The sequence below is a fragment of the Streptomyces taklimakanensis genome, assembly GCF_009709575.1.
Classification (GTDB): Bacteria; Actinomycetota; Actinomycetes; order Streptomycetales; family Streptomycetaceae; genus Streptomyces; species Streptomyces taklimakanensis.
Genome location: NZ_WIXO01000001.1, coordinates 3,157,487 through 3,174,932, shown reverse-complemented (window position 1 = coordinate 3,174,932; position 17,446 = coordinate 3,157,487). Strand labels below are relative to the sequence as shown.

Annotated in this window: 18 protein-coding genes; 9 read left to right on the top strand and 9 right to left on the bottom strand. The window is 68.3% G+C overall.

Annotation, left to right across the window (positions count from 1 at the left end; genetic code table 11):
* Nucleotides 1-55: 55 nt before the first annotated feature.
* Nucleotides 56-913, top strand: a complete 858-nt coding sequence (locus tag F0L17_RS13875; RefSeq protein WP_155071314.1) for a hypothetical protein — start codon at nt 56-58, stop codon at nt 911-913.
* Here F0L17_RS13875 and F0L17_RS13870 read toward each other — a convergent pair.
* The 8 genes from F0L17_RS13870 to F0L17_RS13830 form a co-directional block, all read right to left on the bottom strand.
* On the bottom strand, nt 901-1,761 hold the full coding sequence (locus F0L17_RS13870) for an aldo/keto reductase (RefSeq protein ID WP_162466183.1): 861 nt from the start codon (nt 1,759-1,761) through the stop codon (nt 901-903). The two genes, F0L17_RS13875 and F0L17_RS13870, sit on opposite strands and share 13 nt — an antisense overlap.
* Nucleotides 1,701-2,906: a JmjC domain-containing protein gene (locus F0L17_RS13865; protein ID WP_155071313.1), complete on the bottom strand. Its 1,206-nt coding sequence runs from the start codon at nt 2,904-2,906 to the stop codon at nt 1,701-1,703. The genes F0L17_RS13870 and F0L17_RS13865 overlap by 61 nt, the downstream gene beginning before the upstream one ends.
* 82 nt (nt 2,907-2,988) lie before the next feature.
* Entirely contained in the window at nt 2,989-3,150 is a 162-nt protein-coding gene (locus tag F0L17_RS27060) for a hypothetical protein (protein WP_155071312.1), read from the bottom strand.
* A gap of 543 nt (nt 3,151-3,693) precedes the next feature.
* Complete coding sequence (locus F0L17_RS13850) at nt 3,694-4,281, bottom strand: class IV adenylate cyclase (protein ID WP_155071311.1); 588 nt, start codon at nt 4,279-4,281, stop codon at nt 3,694-3,696.
* On the bottom strand, nt 4,278-4,955 hold the full coding sequence (locus tag F0L17_RS13845; RefSeq protein WP_162466181.1) for a class I SAM-dependent methyltransferase: 678 nt from the start codon (nt 4,953-4,955) through the stop codon (nt 4,278-4,280). The genes F0L17_RS13850 and F0L17_RS13845 overlap by 4 nt, the downstream gene beginning before the upstream one ends.
* The gene (locus F0L17_RS13840; protein ID WP_338018080.1) at nt 4,873-5,514 is read right to left on the bottom strand and encodes a P-loop nucleotide/nucleoside kinase family protein; all 642 of its coding nucleotides are present in this window, start codon (nt 5,512-5,514) and stop codon (nt 4,873-4,875) included. Before F0L17_RS13840 ends, F0L17_RS13845 begins: the two co-directional genes overlap by 83 nt.
* Complete coding sequence (locus F0L17_RS13835; RefSeq protein ID WP_162466180.1) at nt 5,507-6,409, bottom strand: radical SAM protein; 903 nt, start codon at nt 6,407-6,409, stop codon at nt 5,507-5,509. Before F0L17_RS13835 ends, F0L17_RS13840 begins: the two co-directional genes overlap by 8 nt.
* A gap of 107 nt (nt 6,410-6,516) precedes the next feature.
* The gene (locus F0L17_RS13830) at nt 6,517-7,209 is read right to left on the bottom strand and encodes an HAD family hydrolase (RefSeq protein ID WP_155071310.1); all 693 of its coding nucleotides are present in this window, start codon (nt 7,207-7,209) and stop codon (nt 6,517-6,519) included.
* Nucleotides 7,210-7,305: 96 nt separating this feature from the next.
* On the opposite strand from F0L17_RS13830, the gene F0L17_RS13825 reads away from it, so the two are divergent.
* Entirely contained in the window at nt 7,306-8,079 is a 774-nt protein-coding gene (locus F0L17_RS13825) for an XRE family transcriptional regulator (protein WP_338018079.1), read from the top strand.
* Nucleotides 8,066-8,533 carry an NUDIX hydrolase gene (locus F0L17_RS13820; RefSeq protein ID WP_155071308.1) on the top strand — a complete coding sequence of 156 codons (468 nt, stop codon included), beginning with the start codon at nt 8,066-8,068 and terminating at the stop codon, nt 8,531-8,533. The genes F0L17_RS13825 and F0L17_RS13820 overlap by 14 nt, the downstream gene beginning before the upstream one ends.
* Here the strand turns inward: F0L17_RS13820 and F0L17_RS13815 are convergent.
* Nucleotides 8,515-9,084: an HD domain-containing protein gene (locus F0L17_RS13815; protein WP_155071307.1), complete on the bottom strand. Its 570-nt coding sequence runs from the start codon at nt 9,082-9,084 to the stop codon at nt 8,515-8,517. The genes F0L17_RS13820 and F0L17_RS13815 overlap by 19 nt on opposite strands.
* Nucleotides 9,085-9,382: 298 nt before the next feature.
* Between F0L17_RS13815 and F0L17_RS13810 the strand changes: the two genes are divergently transcribed.
* From F0L17_RS13810 to F0L17_RS13785, 6 genes are read left to right on the top strand one after another with little or no spacing between them, the layout of a single operon-like run.
* Nucleotides 9,383-10,858, top strand: a complete 1,476-nt coding sequence (locus F0L17_RS13810) for an ATP-binding protein (RefSeq protein WP_155071306.1) — start codon at nt 9,383-9,385, stop codon at nt 10,856-10,858.
* A gap of 49 nt (nt 10,859-10,907) precedes the next feature.
* Nucleotides 10,908-13,697 (top strand): Z1 domain-containing protein, encoded by a 2,790-nt coding sequence (locus F0L17_RS13805; RefSeq protein ID WP_162466179.1) that lies wholly within the window; start codon nt 10,908-10,910, stop codon nt 13,695-13,697.
* Nucleotides 13,694-14,701: a PD-(D/E)XK motif protein gene (locus tag F0L17_RS13800; RefSeq protein ID WP_162466178.1), complete on the top strand. Its 1,008-nt coding sequence runs from the start codon at nt 13,694-13,696 to the stop codon at nt 14,699-14,701. The genes F0L17_RS13805 and F0L17_RS13800 overlap by 4 nt, the downstream gene beginning before the upstream one ends.
* Entirely contained in the window at nt 14,694-16,712 is a 2,019-nt protein-coding gene (locus F0L17_RS13795; protein WP_155071304.1) for an AIPR family protein, read from the top strand. The genes F0L17_RS13800 and F0L17_RS13795 overlap by 8 nt, the downstream gene beginning before the upstream one ends.
* On the top strand, nt 16,709-16,987 hold the full coding sequence (locus tag F0L17_RS27055; RefSeq protein ID WP_202917875.1) for a hypothetical protein: 279 nt from the start codon (nt 16,709-16,711) through the stop codon (nt 16,985-16,987). The genes F0L17_RS13795 and F0L17_RS27055 overlap by 4 nt, the downstream gene beginning before the upstream one ends.
* Entirely contained in the window at nt 16,984-17,439 is a 456-nt protein-coding gene (locus F0L17_RS13785; RefSeq protein ID WP_238419371.1) for a very short patch repair endonuclease, read from the top strand. The genes F0L17_RS27055 and F0L17_RS13785 overlap by 4 nt, the downstream gene beginning before the upstream one ends.
* Nucleotides 17,440-17,446 lie beyond the last annotated feature (7 nt).

Genomic DNA, 17,446 nt, shown 5'->3' with positions numbered 1-17,446 from the left:
AGAGACATGGGAGGCCGGTTCCTTGCTAGCGTCGGACGGCCGCCAAGGAGGTTCCATGCCATCTTCCGCGCCTGCCGCCGCACCGGCCGACCTGAGAATCGAGCCGGTCGACGCTGTGCTCGACGATGTCGAGCGGTCCCTCCAGACCCGGCTGGACCGGGACACGCTGGTGCGCAAGCGGCGCTCGCTGGGTGCGCGGACGGACCGGGGCACATGGGTGCGCATCGAGCGGCGCCGGATGGAGAAGATCGGGAGCCAGGGCTGGAACGGCACCGAGTGCGCGGCCGTCCTGGAAGGAGTCGCGCAGCCCCGGTGGCACCGGGCGGTGGTGTGGCGTCAGCCGGACGGTGCCGCGATGTGGCGGGCGGATGAGACCGATCTGCTGCCCGGAGCGCCGATCGGCACCAGCGTCCTGGCCACCGATCCCGGACTGCCGGATGCGTGGTGGCAGGCGTTGAACGCCTCGCTGGACGCGCTGGCCGCCCACCGCACGAGCCGCGTCGCCACCCCGGACACCGTCACGATCACCCAGGGCGGTGTCACCGAGGCGGCCCGCCGCTTCCTGCCCGATGGCATGGATACGACGGTGAGCCAGTGGCGGCCCGCGCACGCGGACCTGAACTGGGCGAACATGACCGGCCCCAAGTTCTGCCTGTTCGACTGGGAGGACTGGGGCATGGCACCCCGAGGGCTGGATGCCGCATCGCTGTGGGGCAACTCCCTCGCCGTCCCGGCCCTGGCCGAACGCGTCCGCCAGGAGCGGCGTCGCGACCTGGAGAGCCGGGACGGCAAGCTGATGACCCTGTTCGTCTGCGCGAAGGTCCTGGCCCCGGACGCCCACCCCGAGGACCCCCGCCTGGAGCCGGCACGCCGGACAACGGCACGGATCGCGGAGGAACTTCAGACCGGCTGACGGCCCGCCCGCTCGCGGAGAAGCCGCCGGTACGTGCGCAGGCTGCCGACATCCGCCTCGTACCGCAGGGCGGCGACCAGCTCCGCCAGGTGGGACGGGTCGTCCGTGCCGACGGCGACCTTCCCCACCTGCGGCAGCCGGCAGGCGATGCGGAACGCGGCCTGTACGGCGGAAAGGTCGTCGTCAGGGTTCTGGATGAAGACCCGTGGGTCGAACGTCTCCCACAGCGGATTTCCGGCCCCGCCGCCGAAGGGGCTCATGCCCCAGAGCCGTTCGGCGTCGAGGTCCCATCGGGCTGCCAGGGCCTCCGACGCCTCCAGGACGTCGATCGGAACCAGGAGCCCCGCCCGAATCATGAGCACGTCGGGCCTGGGCATGGTGTCGTCCACGAGGCCGGGCAGTGGGAGGGGGTCCCATGAGGAGACGCCCCAGGCCCCGCACAGCCCGTTCGCCGCGGCTCTCTCCAGGGCAGCGCACGCCGTACCCAGCGCTTCCTGACCAACGGAGGAGCGTTCGGGCAGGGAGCGTTCCGGATTGTGCAGGAACACCAGGTCGGGGACGCGTCCGAGATCACGGTTGGTCTGTTCCACCGCTGCCCGGAGCCTGCCGGGGTCGAGTGAGTGCTCGACCCCGTCGGCGGCCGGGAAGAATCCGACCTTGGTGGAGACCGTGAAGCGGGGCAGGAGGTCGCCCCCCACCTCCGCCAGGGCGGTGTGGGCCGAGAAGCCGTGGTAGTTGAAACTGGTGTCGATCGCCTCGACACCGAGTTCCAGCGCGCTGGTGAGGATCAGGCGCTCATGACGAGATCGGTGTAGCCCGAGGACAACTCGGGGGTCAGGCTCGCGCACAGTTCCTCCTCCACCAGGATCTTCGCCAGGGCTCCCACCTCGGCGCCCACGACCTGGGCGGCCTCGTCCAGCTGCACCGGGTGGCCGCTCAGGAGCAGGCGGAGTCCGGGCAGGGCCTTGGAGGCGAAGGTGAGTTTCTTGCCTGCGGCCACCACGGTGACTGTCTCCTGCTCCTCCTGGATCAGCGGCGGGAACTCGCTGACACACACCACGGCCTCAAGCGGCCCGAAGATCTCCAGGAAGGGAACGTGCCGACCGGAGGGAGCCTCGCGCTCGCGGAGCCGGAGGAACTCCGCCGGGCCGCGTGCGTCGAGGAGCCGGGAGGCCGCGTCGGTCAGCCGCCGTTCCTGGACCTGCTGCTCCTCCGGGCTGCCCCAGCGGTCGAGGTCATGGCGGAACACCTCCTCCTGGCGGGACCAGTCGGCGAGCCAGGTCAGCCAGCTCACGGCGGTGCGCTTGGCGAACCCGAAGGTCACGTGGGTGCTGTGGCCGCCGCCCCGGCCCGCCCGGGTGGCGGCGTGCCAGTAGCCGCGGGGGATGTGCATGACGTCGCCGGCCTTCATGGTGCCGGTCCACACGATCTCCTCGCTGGGGGTGTTGTTCCGCTCGGCGTCCCGGAACATGGGCACGGGCCGTGATGTGCCGCGTACCTCCCACTGCTTCTCTCCGGCGAGCTGGACGATGAGGACGTCGTGGTCGTCCCAGTGCAGGTCGAAGCCGGAGGCGTCGTTGGTGGTCAGGTACACGTTCGCCTGGACGTGCTCCCGGGACCACCACTGCAGGGCTCGGCACGTCACTTCCATCGTGGGGTCGAAGACGTTCGACTGGTCCAGGACCAGCGTCGCGCCCTCGCGCAGCAGGCTGCCCACGCGGCGCATGCCGGCCATCGGTATCGCCTGGCCCCGGGGTGTGACCTGCCGGTCCAGGTACGCGTCGGGGTGCAGCTCCTCGCCGCCCTTGAAGAAGCGGAACTGGGGGTTGGCCAGGCTCCGGCGCATGACCATGTCGAGCAGGCGCGCGGGCGTGAGCAGTCGGGTGACGAGCTGGGGGTCGCCGATGCTTCCCCGGGCGAAGTCCTTTCCGAGCGGGGCCGGGCCGTCCCACCCCAGTGCCTCTTCGACGGCGCGGACCAGACGGTGCTCCATGGGCTGTTCCCTTCCTTGCGTCAGATGGGAGGTGGAAGGTGGAGGGGCCGCGTGCGCGGCCCCTCCACCGGAGAGCCGGCGGTTACGCCGCGTGGTTCAGGCCGTCGCCACCGGGCCAGGGGCCGTCACCGGAGCTGCCCTGCCCCGGGTCGGAGGCGCTGCTGTCGTGCCGGTCGTGGACGCTCGCGAGGACTTCCACGGCGACCAGAAGACCCTCCTCCACGGAGGGGGTGGTGTCTCCCACTTGGTGCTCCTTCCTCTACCGGTTCTCCCGCCGGGTTCGGCGGGAAGCTGTGGTGTGCGGAGGTGCTGGTGTTGCCGGGGCCGTCTCCGTGGCCGTAGGGGAGTCGTCCACGGGGACGGGGTAGGAGGGGGCGGTTCGCCGGCCCGGGCGGTGTTCAGCCGCGACGCGGGAAGCCGCCTCGTGCTCGGTGCCTTCCTCCACGCCGCCTGCCGGGCGGTTCGGCTCCGGCGGGAGCGCCGGGTTGTGCGGAGCGCGTCGGTGCGTCGTTGAGGAGGACGGCTTGCCATACCTGCTCCTGTAGCTTCCGGATGCAGGGGCCGCAGGCGTACATCGGTGCCTGGACACCGGCCACGTTCACGGGACCGACCCACAGGACGCGGGTCCACCGCCGGCCGCAGTAGAGCCAGCAGGAGCCGTCGACCCACCGGTTTCCGTCGTCGGTGGCCGCCGGGGCGGGAAGCCCGCCCCGGGCGAAGTCGGGGATGCCCGGTGCCGCCCTGTGTGGCCCGGCCGGTTCCGGAAGCACGGTGCTCCCCCCGGGGGTCAGGTGCCCTGGGTGGGCACGGGGCGGGACTCGTCCTTCTCGGAGTCGGCGAAGAGGAGGGTGGGCTCGGAGAGGATGTCGCGGCCCGCCTCGCTCTTGTAGATCTCGTCGACGCTGCCGAACCGGGCCTCGGAGTAGTCGAGTTCGAGGAGGGCGGCGGCCTGGCGGACCGATGCCTCGTCCGGGCCCTCGATCTCGACGAAGGTGGGGAGATCCGGCCAGGTGTCGAAGTCGAAGACGACCTCGCCCAGGCGCCACTCCTCCCGGTAGTTCTCCTGGTAGCGGACCTCGCGCAGCCCGATGCGGCGAAGGATCTCGGCCATGGCGTGCAGGTCGGCCACCTCGGTCTCGACCTCGGTGGTGCCGTCGATGGTGGTGGCGTCGGTGACCTGCTTGAGCGTGAGCGTGGACCGGGTGCCCTCGTTCCGCAGGCGGATCCAGGCGCCGACGTCGAGGGCGTCGTTCTCGAAGATCTTGCGGGTGAGGAGGGTGCGCGGGAGCACCTGGACGGCACCGAGCCGGGTCAGCCTGGTCTGCAGGTCGGTGACGTCGACGGCGAGGAACTTCGCTTCGTACTCGTGCTTCATGAGTCCTTCTTCCCGTAACGGTGGGAGGGGCCGGGCGTACGGGCCGCGAGGATCAGACCCATGCGATGGGTGTGGTCCTGGAGCCGGCCGACGTGGGCCCGTTCGGTGAACTCGTTCGTGCGCAGCGTGAGCAGCACGTTCCAGTCGCCGATGAAGTGGCGCCGGAGCCTTTCCGAGGACGTGTAGTGCTCGACCAGGTGGTGGCGGTGCTCGACGGGCATCATGAACTCCGCGCCGATGAGGCCGCCCGGACCGACCAGGCGCTGCATGTGGTGGACGAACTCGGCGAGCGGGCGGTGGTGGTTGGCACTGTAATGCCAGGAACAGCTCGTCCAGACCGCGTCGCAGGGCGTACCCGGCGGTTCGTTCTGGAGGAAGTCGCCCTCGACGACCTGCACGCGGTCGTGGAGCTCTTCAAGTTTGAGCCGGTCGATCAGGCCCATCGCGTGGGTGTGCTCCTCACCCGGAAGGCGGACCTCGCCGCCGTGCAGGGCCAGCGGGTCGCGTTCGATGGCGATGACGCGGTAACCGGCGGCTGCCAGCGGCAGGACGAACTTGCCGTCGCTCGCGCCGACGACCGCGACGGTGGCATCAGCGGCGGTGTGCTCCCTCAGCGCGGCGAGGAACTGGGGGAAGAAGGTGAGGGTGTGCTCCCACAGGCTCTGTGTCCGCACGGTGGTGGGCTCCTTGCGTGTCGATGGTGAGGATCGCCCGGAGGACCTCGTCGGGGTCGAGGCCGGTGGTGTCCACGCGGTGCATCGGGAACCGGGCGTAGGCGGCGGTGAGCCGGTCGACGGTGGCCTCGGCGAGGGCGTCCCAGTGGGTCACCGGCTTGTCCCGCCCGGCCAGGCGCCACCGGCGCTCGTCCTCGTCGCAGGCCAGGTGGTAGGTGACGGGCTGCGGCAGGTCGGGCGGCAGCGTGATCCCGAGGCGGGTGCCGAAAGCGTGGTGGGTGGCCAGGCAGCGGGCGAAGTAGCTCTCCACGACGACCGGGATGCCGAGGGCGAGATGGCGCCGTATCTCGTCGGCCGCGGCGAACAGCGCGGAGAGGTGGAAGCACATCCGTGCCTCGACGTTCCCCCGCGCGTCCACGTCGCGCCGCAGGCGCTGGTAGGCGGGCGGTACGGTCGGGACCAGCACCGCGCCGCGAGCCGCCGCCAGCATCGGCGCGATGGTCGACTTGCCGGTGCCGCGGAGTCCTTCGAGGCTCTCGAACAGCGGGCGGTCAGACACGGCCGCACACCACGTCCGGCACCGCGAGGGCCAGTTCGTCGGTGGCGGTGGGCCGGTGGACGATGCGGTTGGCGCGCTTGTCGTACCAGAAGGCGTGCGCGTCCCTGCCGACGGCCTTGCAGGACATGGTGAGCGCACCGCGCGGGTCGGCCTCGATCCGCTCGATCTCGGCCGGGCCGCCGGCGGGTGCGCAGACCTCCGGGGCACCGTGCTCGGACAGGTCCTCGTCGACGACCACCTCGATGGCCGGCTGGGCCTCCCGGAGCCGCTCGCGCAGGCGGGCGTACGCGGCGGGTTCGGTGACCAGGAGCTCCGGGTGGGCGGCGGCGTTGCCGACCGGACGCAGACAGTGCAGCTTCAACTGCCGTACCTCGAAGTGTTCCAGGACGCGGGCCAGCGGCAGTACCTCGTCGATGTTGCGGGAGGTGACCGTCATGGTCGCGCCCGTGGGGACGCCGAGTTCCCGGGCGAGGCCGAGCGCGTTCAGCGCGCTCTGGTAGCTCCCGGACCTGCGGATGTGGTCGTTGGTCGAGCCGACACCCTCCAACGAGACCCGCAGCAGGTCCAGGTGCGGGGCGATCTCGGCCAGCCGGCGCTCGATCCGGTAGCCGTTGGTGCAGATCTCGACCCGCAGGCCCAGCTCCCGCCGGGCGTGCCGGACCACCCGGGCGAGGTCCTTGTAGACGAACGGCTCACCGCCGAGGAAGGTGACGGCCTCGGTGCCGTACCGGTCCCGCATGAGAGTGAGGAGGTTGGCGGCCTGCTCGGCGGTGAAGGCGTCGGCGTGCTGGAGCCGGGTGCCGTGGAAGCAGTGCAGGCACTCGAAGTTGCAGCGGTACAGCAGCTGCAGGTACAGCATCCGGATCCTGCGGATACCGGTGACTTCCGCGATCACGTGGGCCTCCTCCGGCCAGTCGCCTGGTGGGAGACCCGATGGTGGCGGAGCGTACGGGGACCGCGTCACCGCGTATCCGGACGCTCCGAGGACGTCTCGGGACGTTTTCAGCGCGCCGCGAAGGACTCCAGGATCCTCAGGAGGTCCGCGGTGTCCGACAGGTCGGGCAGTACGACGGACGCGCCGGCGGCGGCCAGCTCCTCGGCGCTGTGGATGCCCGAGGCGACCGCGACGATCCCGGAACCCGTGGTGAGCGCGGACTCCACGTCCCGTGGCGTGTCACCCACCAGCACCACGGGCACGTCAGGGCGCACATCGCGAAGAAGGCGGGCGCGCTCCCGGGCGACGGCCACGAGGTCGGGGCGCTGGAGCGCGTCGGCACCGTAGGCTCCGACCGACAGGTCGAGCAGAGGGTCGAGGTCGAAAGCCGACAGCTTCACCCGGGCGTTGGCCGCGATGTTCCCGGTCAGGATCGATGACACCCAACCGTCCTGTACCGAGACGGCCTTGAGCGCGTCCCGTACGCCCGGCAGAGCCGTCCCACGCCTGCGCAGCTCCTCAAGCCGCTCCTGGCCGGCGAGGGTGAGGGCGGCCTCGACGGCGGTCCAGTCCGGCTCGGGCAGGCCCTCGCGCAGGAACATCTCCCGCATGATCATGCGGTCTGTGCGGCCCTCGGTCCGTGCCGGTCCGGTCGGCGGGCGGCCTGCCAGTGCCGAGAACGCGGCCGCGTAGATCTCCTTGCTCACCCCTGCGTTGTCGATGAGCGTGTGGTCGATGTCCCACAGGACGATGAGCTGCATTCCGCCAGGGTAAGCACCCGGGCGCGGCACCAGCTTCGCAGGAACGTCCCATAACGTCCTTGCCCGATCACGCCCGCCTCGGCTTCCATGGGTTCTGTGAACGAGCGACTTCACTCCGTACTCGCCCAGCGCGGCGTCCCACCCGAGTCGCTTGCCGAAGCCTGCGGGGTGGACCCCAAGACCGTCAGCCGCTGGCTGGGTGGGCGCGTACCCCATCCGCGGCACCGCTTCCGTGTCGCGCAGCACCTGCGGGTGGAGGAGACGTTCCTCTGGCCCGCCCCGCAACCCCGGACCGGCCGCCCCGCCGCAGGATCAGGCGCCGAACTCGTCGGCACCTACGCCAACCGCGCCAGCGTCCCCCGCGAGATGTGGCTCTCACTGCTGCAGGAGGCCCGGAGGGAGATCGGCGTACTCGTCTTCTCCGGCACCTTCTTCGCCCAGTCCAACCCGCACGTCGCCAAGATGCTCGCCGAGCGCGCGGCCGACGGGGTACGGGTCCGCCTGTGCTTCGGCGACCCGGCGGGCCGGGCGGTCGCCGTCCGGGGCCGGGAGGAAGGCATCGGCGACACCCTCGCCGCCAAGATCCGCGCCTCCCTGACCTACTACCGCTCCCTGCTCTCCGAGGAGGGATGCGAGGTGCGGCTGCACGACACCACGCTCTACACGTCGATGTTCCGCTACGACGACAACCTGCTGGTCAACCCGCACATCTGGGGCCAGCCGGCCAGCGCCAACCCTCTTCTCCACCTCAGGAGAGTCGACGCCTCCGGGTGGTTCGACAACTACGCTCAGAGTTTCGACGCCGTCTGGGCCGGTGCCCGGCCCTGGACGCCCGACCAGGAGGGGATGGCCGCCCATGGGCAGGACTGAGTACTACCACGACGCCGACGCCCCCAAGGCGAACACCCTCATCCCCGCCAGCAACCTGCTCGTCGTCAATGAGGACGGCGCCATCCTGCTCCAGCGCCGCCGCGACACCGGCCAGTGGGCCCTGCCCGGCGGCGCCCAGGACATCGGCGAGACGGCCGCACAGTGCGCGGTGCGCGAGTGCCTGGAGGAGACCGGCATCGTCGCCGAGATCACCGGCTTCCTCGGCGTCTACACCAATCCCCACCACATCGTCGCCTACACCGACGGCGAGATCCGCCAGCAGTACGAGACCACCTACATCGGCCGCCCCGTCGGCGGCGAGCCCACGGTCAACGACGAGGCCGACGGCGTCCGCTTCGTTCCCCCGGCCGACCTCGACCGGTACGACATCCACCCCAGCATGCGCCAGCAGATCGGCGACTACCTCGCCGGCACCTACCCCCGCCTGGACTGAGCTGCCAGCGCCTCCTCCACCCGTTCCACCGCGGCGAAGATCTCCGGCGCCGCCCGGCGGATGAACCGCCCCACCACGCTGTCGTCCCCGTAGCGGCCCCGGATCTCGGCCACCCGCTCCTCGGCGGTGGTTCGCTCCCCGTCGGGCGTCGTCGTCATGTCGCAGTAGACCAGCGCGTCCACCAACAACTGGTCCTCCAGCAACGGGAACTCCGCCTCCAGTACCTCCCGCAGCCCGCGCTCCTCGGCCTCCAGCAGCGCGAACGAGTGGTTCGCCACCAACCGCACCAGCCGCTCGTCCGCGCCATGCTCATCGCGCAGAAACCGGGCTCCGTCCAGCGGATGGAAGCCCGTTTTCGTCAGCCGTGGCGCGTATCCGACATCGTGCAGCGTGGCAGCAGCAACGAGCAGGGATGCCCCCTTGCCGAGTACCTGGCTTACTTCGACCGCGCGTTCGGCCACTCCTCGCGTATGTGCCCACCGTCGTGGAAGCGCAGTGCTGAGTTCGGCTTGCGCTACCTGCGTCGACCACGCCACAGTCAGATCGCCCATGTCGCACTTCCTGCCCTGAAGGGTTCCTGGCCACGCCACGCTGCACACCCCCGTGACTCAGCGGCGTATGTGTCATGTCTCGTGAAGCTGATTGGCAGCTCTTCACAGAGATCACCTACGCCCGACAAGCCCCTTTCGGTAGCATGCTCCGAACCGGGGGGTCCGGCTGGTGTGGGGCGATTAGTAGCGCACTCAACACGTGAAGCCCGAGAAGTCCTACCACATGCGGCTCCCCCGGAGCACACAGAAGAATCGACTGCACAGGACTGACCGGGTGCACCGGGTACGGAGCGTGAAGATGGACTTCGACGTCGCCGCTCCCGACCCTGCCGGCATGGTGGCGTCGCTCAGCTCGCTCGGCTACTCGCTTCCTGCCGCCATCGCAGATCTCGTGGACAACAGCGTCTCGGCAGAGGCCAAGAACATCGACATCGACTTCACGTGGGACGGACAGAGCTCCTGGATCGCGGTGACGGACGACGGTAAGGGGATGACGGAACCCGAACTGGTGACTGCCATGACGGTGGCTGCTCGCGGTCCGTCCGCCGAGCGGAGCGCCACGGATCTCGGTCGTTTCGGGGTGGGGCTGAAGTCCGCCTCCTTCTCCCAGTGCCGCAAGCTCACCGTCGCCACAGTCAGGGACGGGATCTGGCACATCCGAACGTGGGACCTCGGTGTCGTCGAGCACTACAAGGAGTGGCGGCTTCTCCGTGACCCCGGCGGCACGACCACGGCCCTACTGCGTCGTGTTACGGGAAGCATGCAGCACGGGACCGTCGTCCTGTGGGAGCAGCTCTCCGGCTACCACAACACCGCCGTTGCCAGTGACGACGAAAAGACACAGGCCCAGTTCTATGCCGAGGCGGAACGTACCGAAGCCCACCTCTCAATGGTTTTCGCCCGTTTCCTGCAGCCCCCGGCCCGGCGCCGGATCCGGGTTCGCGGCTCCGACCTCTCCCCGTGGGACCCGTTCCTGTCCACGCACCCGTCGGTGCAGCGGATTCCCTGGGAGCCTCTGCCACTGGGATCGGAGTCGGTGCGTGTGGAGCCCTTCGTCCTCCCGACGGCACAGCGTCTCTCGGAGGCCGAGTACGAGTCGGCTGCCGGGCCCAGGGGATGGCTGGGGCAGCAGGGGTTCTACGTCTACCGCCGTGACCGCCTGATCCTGGCTGGCGACTGGCTGGGGATCCGCGGCCTGCGGCGCGAGGAGAAGTACAACCTCGCGCGGATCGCCGTGGACATCCCGGCAGAGGCCGACGCTGACTGGGGCGTGGACGTGCGCAAGGCGAGCGTGGTTCCCCCCGTCTCCTTGCGTCGTCACCTGGAGAGGATCGCCAAGCACACCCGCGAGATGGCCGCCCGTTCCGCACGACAGCGTGGTCAGGTGGTGTCACGGGCACACGGTGACCCGCTGAAGTTCGCCTGGAACGTGAAGCGTCAAGACGGCCGGATCCTCCTGCGCATCAACAGAAAACACCCCTTGGTGAAGGCAGCACTGCATGGCCAGGGCGGCAGTCCGGACGTCGTCCGCTCAATGATCCGCCTCCTTGAGGAAACGGTCCCGGTAACGGCGCTTCGCATGCTCCACGAGACCGACACGGTCGACGACCCCGAGCCCTTCGGCGGTCCGGGGCCGGCCACTCTGGAGACCGTCAGCATCGCCCGCCAGGTGTACGAGGCACTCCTGGGGCAGGGTCGCTCCCCTGAGGACGCCCGGGAAGTGCTCAGTTCCATGCCTCCCTTCGACGAGCAACAGGGTTTCTGGAACTCCTGACCAACCTGGTAACCGCCTACTCCCAACCGACCGGCCACTGGAGGTCGCTGTGAGCACCGCCCCCGAAGACAGTCTCGAAAAGGCCGAGCAGACCGCGGTACTGCTCCTGCCGGGCGACCGCCAGGCAACGCCGGCCGAGGTGGACTTCGCCGTGAACACCGCGGTCAGCATCCTCGCTGCTCAGGGGATCACAGTGGAGCGGGACCAGGTGCGGAAGGTACTCGAGGCCCGGGCTTCCGTGTTCCAGGCCGATTCTTCCGCGATGAAGAACGACGAGGGCCACGTCCCCTGGCTCGCCGACGCGAAGGCCGACCGGAAGTGGGACTTCTGGGACCGCTACCGGCGCTACCTCCTGAGCGTCTCCAAGCTTCCGACGCAGGTCGTGCGCCGACTCGACCAGAGCACCGACGACGTCCTCGGCGAGCTGGAAGACCCTCAGCGGGAGGGCACCTGGCGCCGGACCGGGCTCGTGATCGGACAGGTCCAGTCCGGCAAGACAGGGCAGTTCATCGGGCTCGCCGCGAAGGCGGCCGACGCCGGCTACCGGCTCATCGTGGTGTTCGCCGGGATCCACAACGATCTGCGCAGTCAGACCCAGCTCCGTATCGACGAAGGGCTCCTCGGGTTCGACACCCAGTACCAGTTCCGCTCGGATGACGACGCGCACCGTCATATCGGTGTCGGCGCGATGTCGCACGGCAAGCGCCTGAAGGCCGCGTCGCTCACCACCAGCCACGAGAAGGGGGACTTCGCCCGGAAGACAGCGGTCTCCGCGAATGTCCCGGTGGGTAGCGTCCCGGTCGTCCTCGTGGTCAAGAAGAACCGCCGGATCATCGACAACCTGCGCGACTGGGTGATCGACAACCACGGCGTGGAGGAGCCGGAGACCGGCCGGATGGTCGTTCCCGACCTCCCCTTGTTCGTGATCGACGACGAAGCCGACAACGCCGGGGTGAACACCTCCAAGGACCCCGACACCAACCCGTCGGCGATCAACAAGGCCATCAGGCGGTTGGTCAATAGTTTCACGAAGGCGTCCTACGTCGGCTACACCGCGACTCCCTTCGCGAACATCTACATCAGCCCCGACACCGACCATGACGAGCTGGGCCCCGACCTCTTCCCGGAGAGCTTCATCCGCACCCTGCGTGCGCCGTCCAACTACCTCGGTCCGGAGCGTCTCTTCGGTCTGCAGACCGACGGCGACGAGGAGGACGTCGAACCGCTGCCGCTCATAAGGCATATCAAGGACACGGACCTCTGGGTGCCGGACAAGCACAAGTCCCACCACCAAGTACCCGACTTCCTGCCCAAGTCGCTGCAGCGGGCCATCCGGTCCTTCGTCCTTACCTGCGCGGCACGTCGAGCGCGCGGGCAGGTCGCCGTGCACAACTCCATGCTGGTGCACGTGACTCGCTTCACCGCCGTACAACAGCAGGTTCGCGACCAGATCGATGCCCACGTACGTCTGCTCTTCGACGTTCTCCAGGACAGGTTCAGCAGTGCCCGTGAAGAACTCGAGGAAGAGCTGCAGCTGCTGTGGGAGGAGGACTTCGTCCCCTGCACTGAGAGCATGACCGGGAACAGGCTCGACTGGGAGGACGTGGAATCCCATCTCCACGCCGCTCTCGCGAAGATCACCGTCATGGCCGTCAACGGTGCAGCGAAGGATGCCCTCCAGTACTACGAGCGCCGGGAGACCGGCCTGTCGGTCATCGCCGTCGGCGGCGAGAAGCTCTCCCGCGGTCTGACCCTCGAAGGGCTGTCGGTCAGCTACTACCTGCGTGCCTCCAAGACGTACGACACCCTGCTGCAGATGGGCCGCTGGTTCGGCTACCGCCCCCGTTACGAGGACCTGTGCCGGCTGTACACGACACGTACGCTGCAGCGCCAGTACGCAGAGATCACCGCAGCCACCGACGAACTCCGGCGCGACATCGAGGAGATGTCCGCGGTGGGACTCACCCCACGCGAGTACGGCCTCAAGGTCAGGACCTCATCGCTCGGCCTGGGCATCACGGCCTCCAACAAGATGAGGCAAGGCACGCGTGTCCGCCTCAGCTACTCCGGTGAGCTTCCCGAGACGACCATCTTCGACCTGTCCGAGAAGGTGGTTCGCCACAACCACGAGCTTCTCGGGTCGTTCATCGCACGCCTCGATGCTCTCTCCTCCGGGAAGGTGGACAAGCGGAGCGGGAGCATCACCTGGAGTGGCATCGCGGCCTCGGATGTCACCGAGGGTTTCCTCGACTCCTACCTCACCGACCGACACGCCCAGCGGGTTCGTCCGGCCTTCATCGCGGAGTACGTACGCCAGTGTGCCAGGCAGGGCGAGCTGGGAAACTGGACGGTCCGCCTCGCCAGCCGACTGTCCGAGGGAGAAGCGGTCGAGATCGCGGGCCATTCCATCGGTCTCATCACACGCAGCCACTCCAAGTCCTCGGAGGTCGTTCCCGGCCGTTACACGATCAAGCGTGTACTCAGCCCCGCCGATGAGCTCTGCGACCTGACCAAGGAGCAGCGCGACCGTGCGCTGAAGGCCACGAAGGAGGCCGCGAGAGGGAAATTCAACAGGAGGGGCGAACCACTCGACCCCGACACTCCCCGTGGTCGGCCTCTGCGCCACCAGCGTCACCCTGACCAGCCATTGCTACTGCTGTATCCCCTCGGCCCTGGCGAGGTGGCCAAGTCGCCGGAGAACTCCAGGCCTGTCGCTCCTCTGGTCGGGTTCGCCATCAGCTTCCCGTTCTCCCAGCACCAGCTGAAGACCGAGTACGTGGTCAACGACATCTGGTTCAAGCAGGACATGGAGTTCGACGACTTCGAGGACGAAGAGTGATCGACGAGAGTGTGTGGCAGGAGCTGGAGACTCGCCAGCAAACCCCGGGCAGGTCCACCAAGCGGCTCCATCCCGACTCCCCGCACGACATCCAGGTGTCGGTGACGCACCCCGCTCTGCGACGGATGCTGCTACTCGGCACCGACGCCAGGACCGCCGACACCGTACGGCAGGAGATTCACGAGCTGCCAGCCACCCGTGGCCTGCAGCTGAACCTGTCGTCGGTGTCCGGCAACCACTACGAGCTCCAGGTCGTGCTCACCGACGACGAGCTCACGGAGGTGTTCACTCCCCTCGTCACGGACATCGCAGACGTGGTGCGAGACGCACCGACCACCGAGACGGCGGCGGAGGCCGCGATTCGCCGCTACGTCCGATGGCAGCAGCTGCTGCGCTCCGTGTCGCGCGAGGGTCTTTCCCGGCAGGCCCGGTGCGGCCTGTTCGGTGAACTCCACTTCCTCCTCGAGTACGTGCTTCCGGCTGTGGACCAGCACACGGCCGTCAGTTCCTGGACCGGCCCCCGGCAGACGAACCAGGACTTCCAGTTGCCCGGCGCCGCGGTCGAGGTGAAGACGACCACAGCCCGCTCACCCCGGACGGTCCAGATCGCGAGCGAGCGGCAGCTGGACACGGCCGACTCGACGCCCCTCGCGCTGGCTCACGTCGTCCTCGACGACCGGCAGCGAGGGCTCGGCAGGAGCCTGAACACCTTGGTGGACGAGATACGGGCCCGTCTGACCTCGCCGTCCGCCTCCCAGCGCTTCGAGAGCCTGCTGGTCCAAGCCGGTTACCTGCCGAACCAGCGGGACCTCTACGACCACGATCGCTACACCCTGCGTCGCAGCGAGTTCTGGACGGTCGGGGAGGGTTTCCCCAGAATCGTCGAGGCCGAACTGCCGCCCGGGGTAAGCAACTGCACCTACACCATCGACGTGTCGGCCCTGGTCGCCCACAGCGTGACCGCCGAAGCACTGGTCGATCTGATCCGAGGAACCAATGGCTGAGCACGACCTCCACGAGTACTCACGCGCCCTGGTCACCGACATCCAGGCGCTGGCGGATGCCGAGGGCGGCTCGATCCCGAACACGTTCACTCAGCACGTACTCGAGATCCTCGAGGAAGCCGGTGTCGTCACCGACGCCGCACTCGCGTACCACTCCTCCCGGGGACTGGAGATCTACGGCTACGGTCTGCCCGAGGACGGTTCCAGCCTCGACCTCTACACCACGGACTTCAACCTGACCCCGTTGAGCAGCAAACTGACCAAGTCCGAGTCCGACAGGCTGTTCCGCAGGCTGTTCGCGTTCCTGGGCAAGCACGAGGCCATCCGCTCCAACCAGGAGGACAACACCGATGTTCACGACATGTGCATGGGTGTGGAGAAGGCGCTGTCCAGCGTTCCGAAGATCCGCCTCTTCCTTCTCAGTAACCGGGTCAGCACGACGAGCGCCCCGGAGCCCAGGGAGTTCGAGGGGATCCCTGTCACGCACGAACTCTGGGACCTTGCGCGGCTCCACAGGCACGAGACCTCCGGGAGCATCGGCGAGCCCATCAAGGTGACCTTCGACCAGCCCCTTCCCTGCCTGGCAGCACACAGCGACGAGCCGAACTACTCGGTCGTCCTAGCCGTCATCCCCGGCCGACAGCTTGCCGAGCTGTACAAGGAGCACCGGACTCGGCTGCTCGAACTCAACGTCCGATCCTTCCTTCAGACCCGCGGCGCCGTGAACAAGGGCATCCGCGACACCCTGCTGAACGCTCCGGGCCGCTTCCTCGCCTACAACAACGGCGTGACCGCCACCGCCTCGGACGTGGACTTCGAGACCGACGAGTTCGGCAGTCCCGTCGCCATCAGGAGCATGACCGGCCTCCAGATCGTCAACGGCGGTCAGACCACCGCCTCGCTGCACCACGTCCTGACCCGTGACAAGCGGGACTTGGACGGGGTTCATGTGCAGATGAAACTCACGATCGTCGATCCCGCGCACCTGTCCGAGATCGTTCCGAGGATCTCCCAGTACTCCAACACCCAGAACAAGGTGACGTTGGTCGACTTCAGCTCGAACCACGAGTTTCACGTCGCCTTCGAGCGCGTCTCCCGCAGCCTGTGGGCCCCTGCGACCGACGGCAGCGGTCAGGAGACGCGATGGTTCTACGAACGGGCACGGGGCCAGTACACCGACAAGTCCGCCGAGTACGAGACCCGTGCCGCCCAGCGCAAGTTCAAGCTGATCACGCCGAGCCGGCAGAGGTTCAGTAAGTCCGACCTGGCCACCTTCATACACTCCTGGGAGCAGCTCCCGTACTGGGTGAGTCGCGGCGCCCAGAAGAACTTCGCGCACTTCATGGAGCGGATCGAGAAGTCCGATCCGGTCGTGGACGTGCAGTACTGCAAGCGCGCCATAGCCACCGCCCTCCTGTTCCAGGCTGCCGACCGGATCGCCCGTGCGCACTCGGCCGGCAGCCACAAACGGCTGATCACGACCTACACGGTCGCCCGGCTCTCTCTCGCCGCCGAGAAGCGGATCGACCTCGACCGGATCTGGAACGAGCAGGGCACCACGGACGCACTGAGGGGCGCCCTCGACGAACTCTGTCCCTTGGTCATGGAAACGGTGATCTCCAGCGACCGACACGTGTCGGAGTGGGCGAAGAAGCCCGACTGCTGGGACGAGGTGTCCCGCATCCCGTGGACTCTCCCCGCCGCACTGGCCGCCGAGCTCACAGCCGAGCCCTTCGAGATCGCCTCTCTCGAGAGCACAGAGTCCGACGAGGCCGAAGCCGCCGTTGAGGACATCCCCAGCGAGGAGTGGCGGGCTCTCGCGGACTGGGCCCGCGAAGGCCGGGTCCTGCGCTCTGTCGACAGACAGCTCGCCGACCGTGTCGCGCAGCGTCTGTCCCAGGGGCGACGGGTCGTCGGGGCCCAGGCAAGGCAGGCGATGGAGGTCTACGAAGAGGCCCTGCGGCAGGGATTCCACCCCGTACCCGTCAGCCTCGACCAAGAGACTGCATGAGCGCGGCAGTCCCGGAAGAGCTGGGGCTGCCGTTACAGGGTTCCCTCGCCCAGCAGGTCGTTGATCGCGTCTTCTGCACGCCTCAGTGCGATGCGTCCGTCTCCGTCGCTGAACGCGACAAGTGCGGCGCCTGGTGCAATACCGGCTTTGGCCAGCAGGCCGATTGGCAGCTCGACACGGCCCTGGTCATCGACACGGAGTTCGGCTGGTTCTCGGAGCATGAGGAGAGTGTGGCACTCTCCGTCTCGGAGGGTGCGGAAAGGCTGAAAAGATGATCATGACCGAAGGCGGCAGAACGCCGGGGCAGCAGTGGGTCGCCACTGCTGAAGGGGAGCACCTTCGTGGTCGACGGGTGAGGGACACCAAACCCGAGGTCGCTCTCAGGAGGGCAGTGCACCGGCTGGGTCTCAGGTTCCGTCTCCAGCGGAAGGTGGCGCCACGATGCACGGCTGACTTCGTGCTCCCCGGGCGTCACATTGCCGTTTTCGTAGATGGCTGCTTCTGGCACGGTTGCCCCGAGCACACTCCGAATGAGTTCAGAGGGCCCAATGCCGCACTCTGGCAGAGGAAGATCGAAGCCAACAGAGAACGCGACCGCCGTAACACGGCGCAGGCCACGGCAGCCGGGTGGACTGTGGTTCGGATCTGGAAGTGCGAGATCCGCCGCGACGTGGAGGGTGCCGCACAGCGGGTGGCCGAGACTGCTGGCTCGAACGGCTCGGAGTGACGCCGCC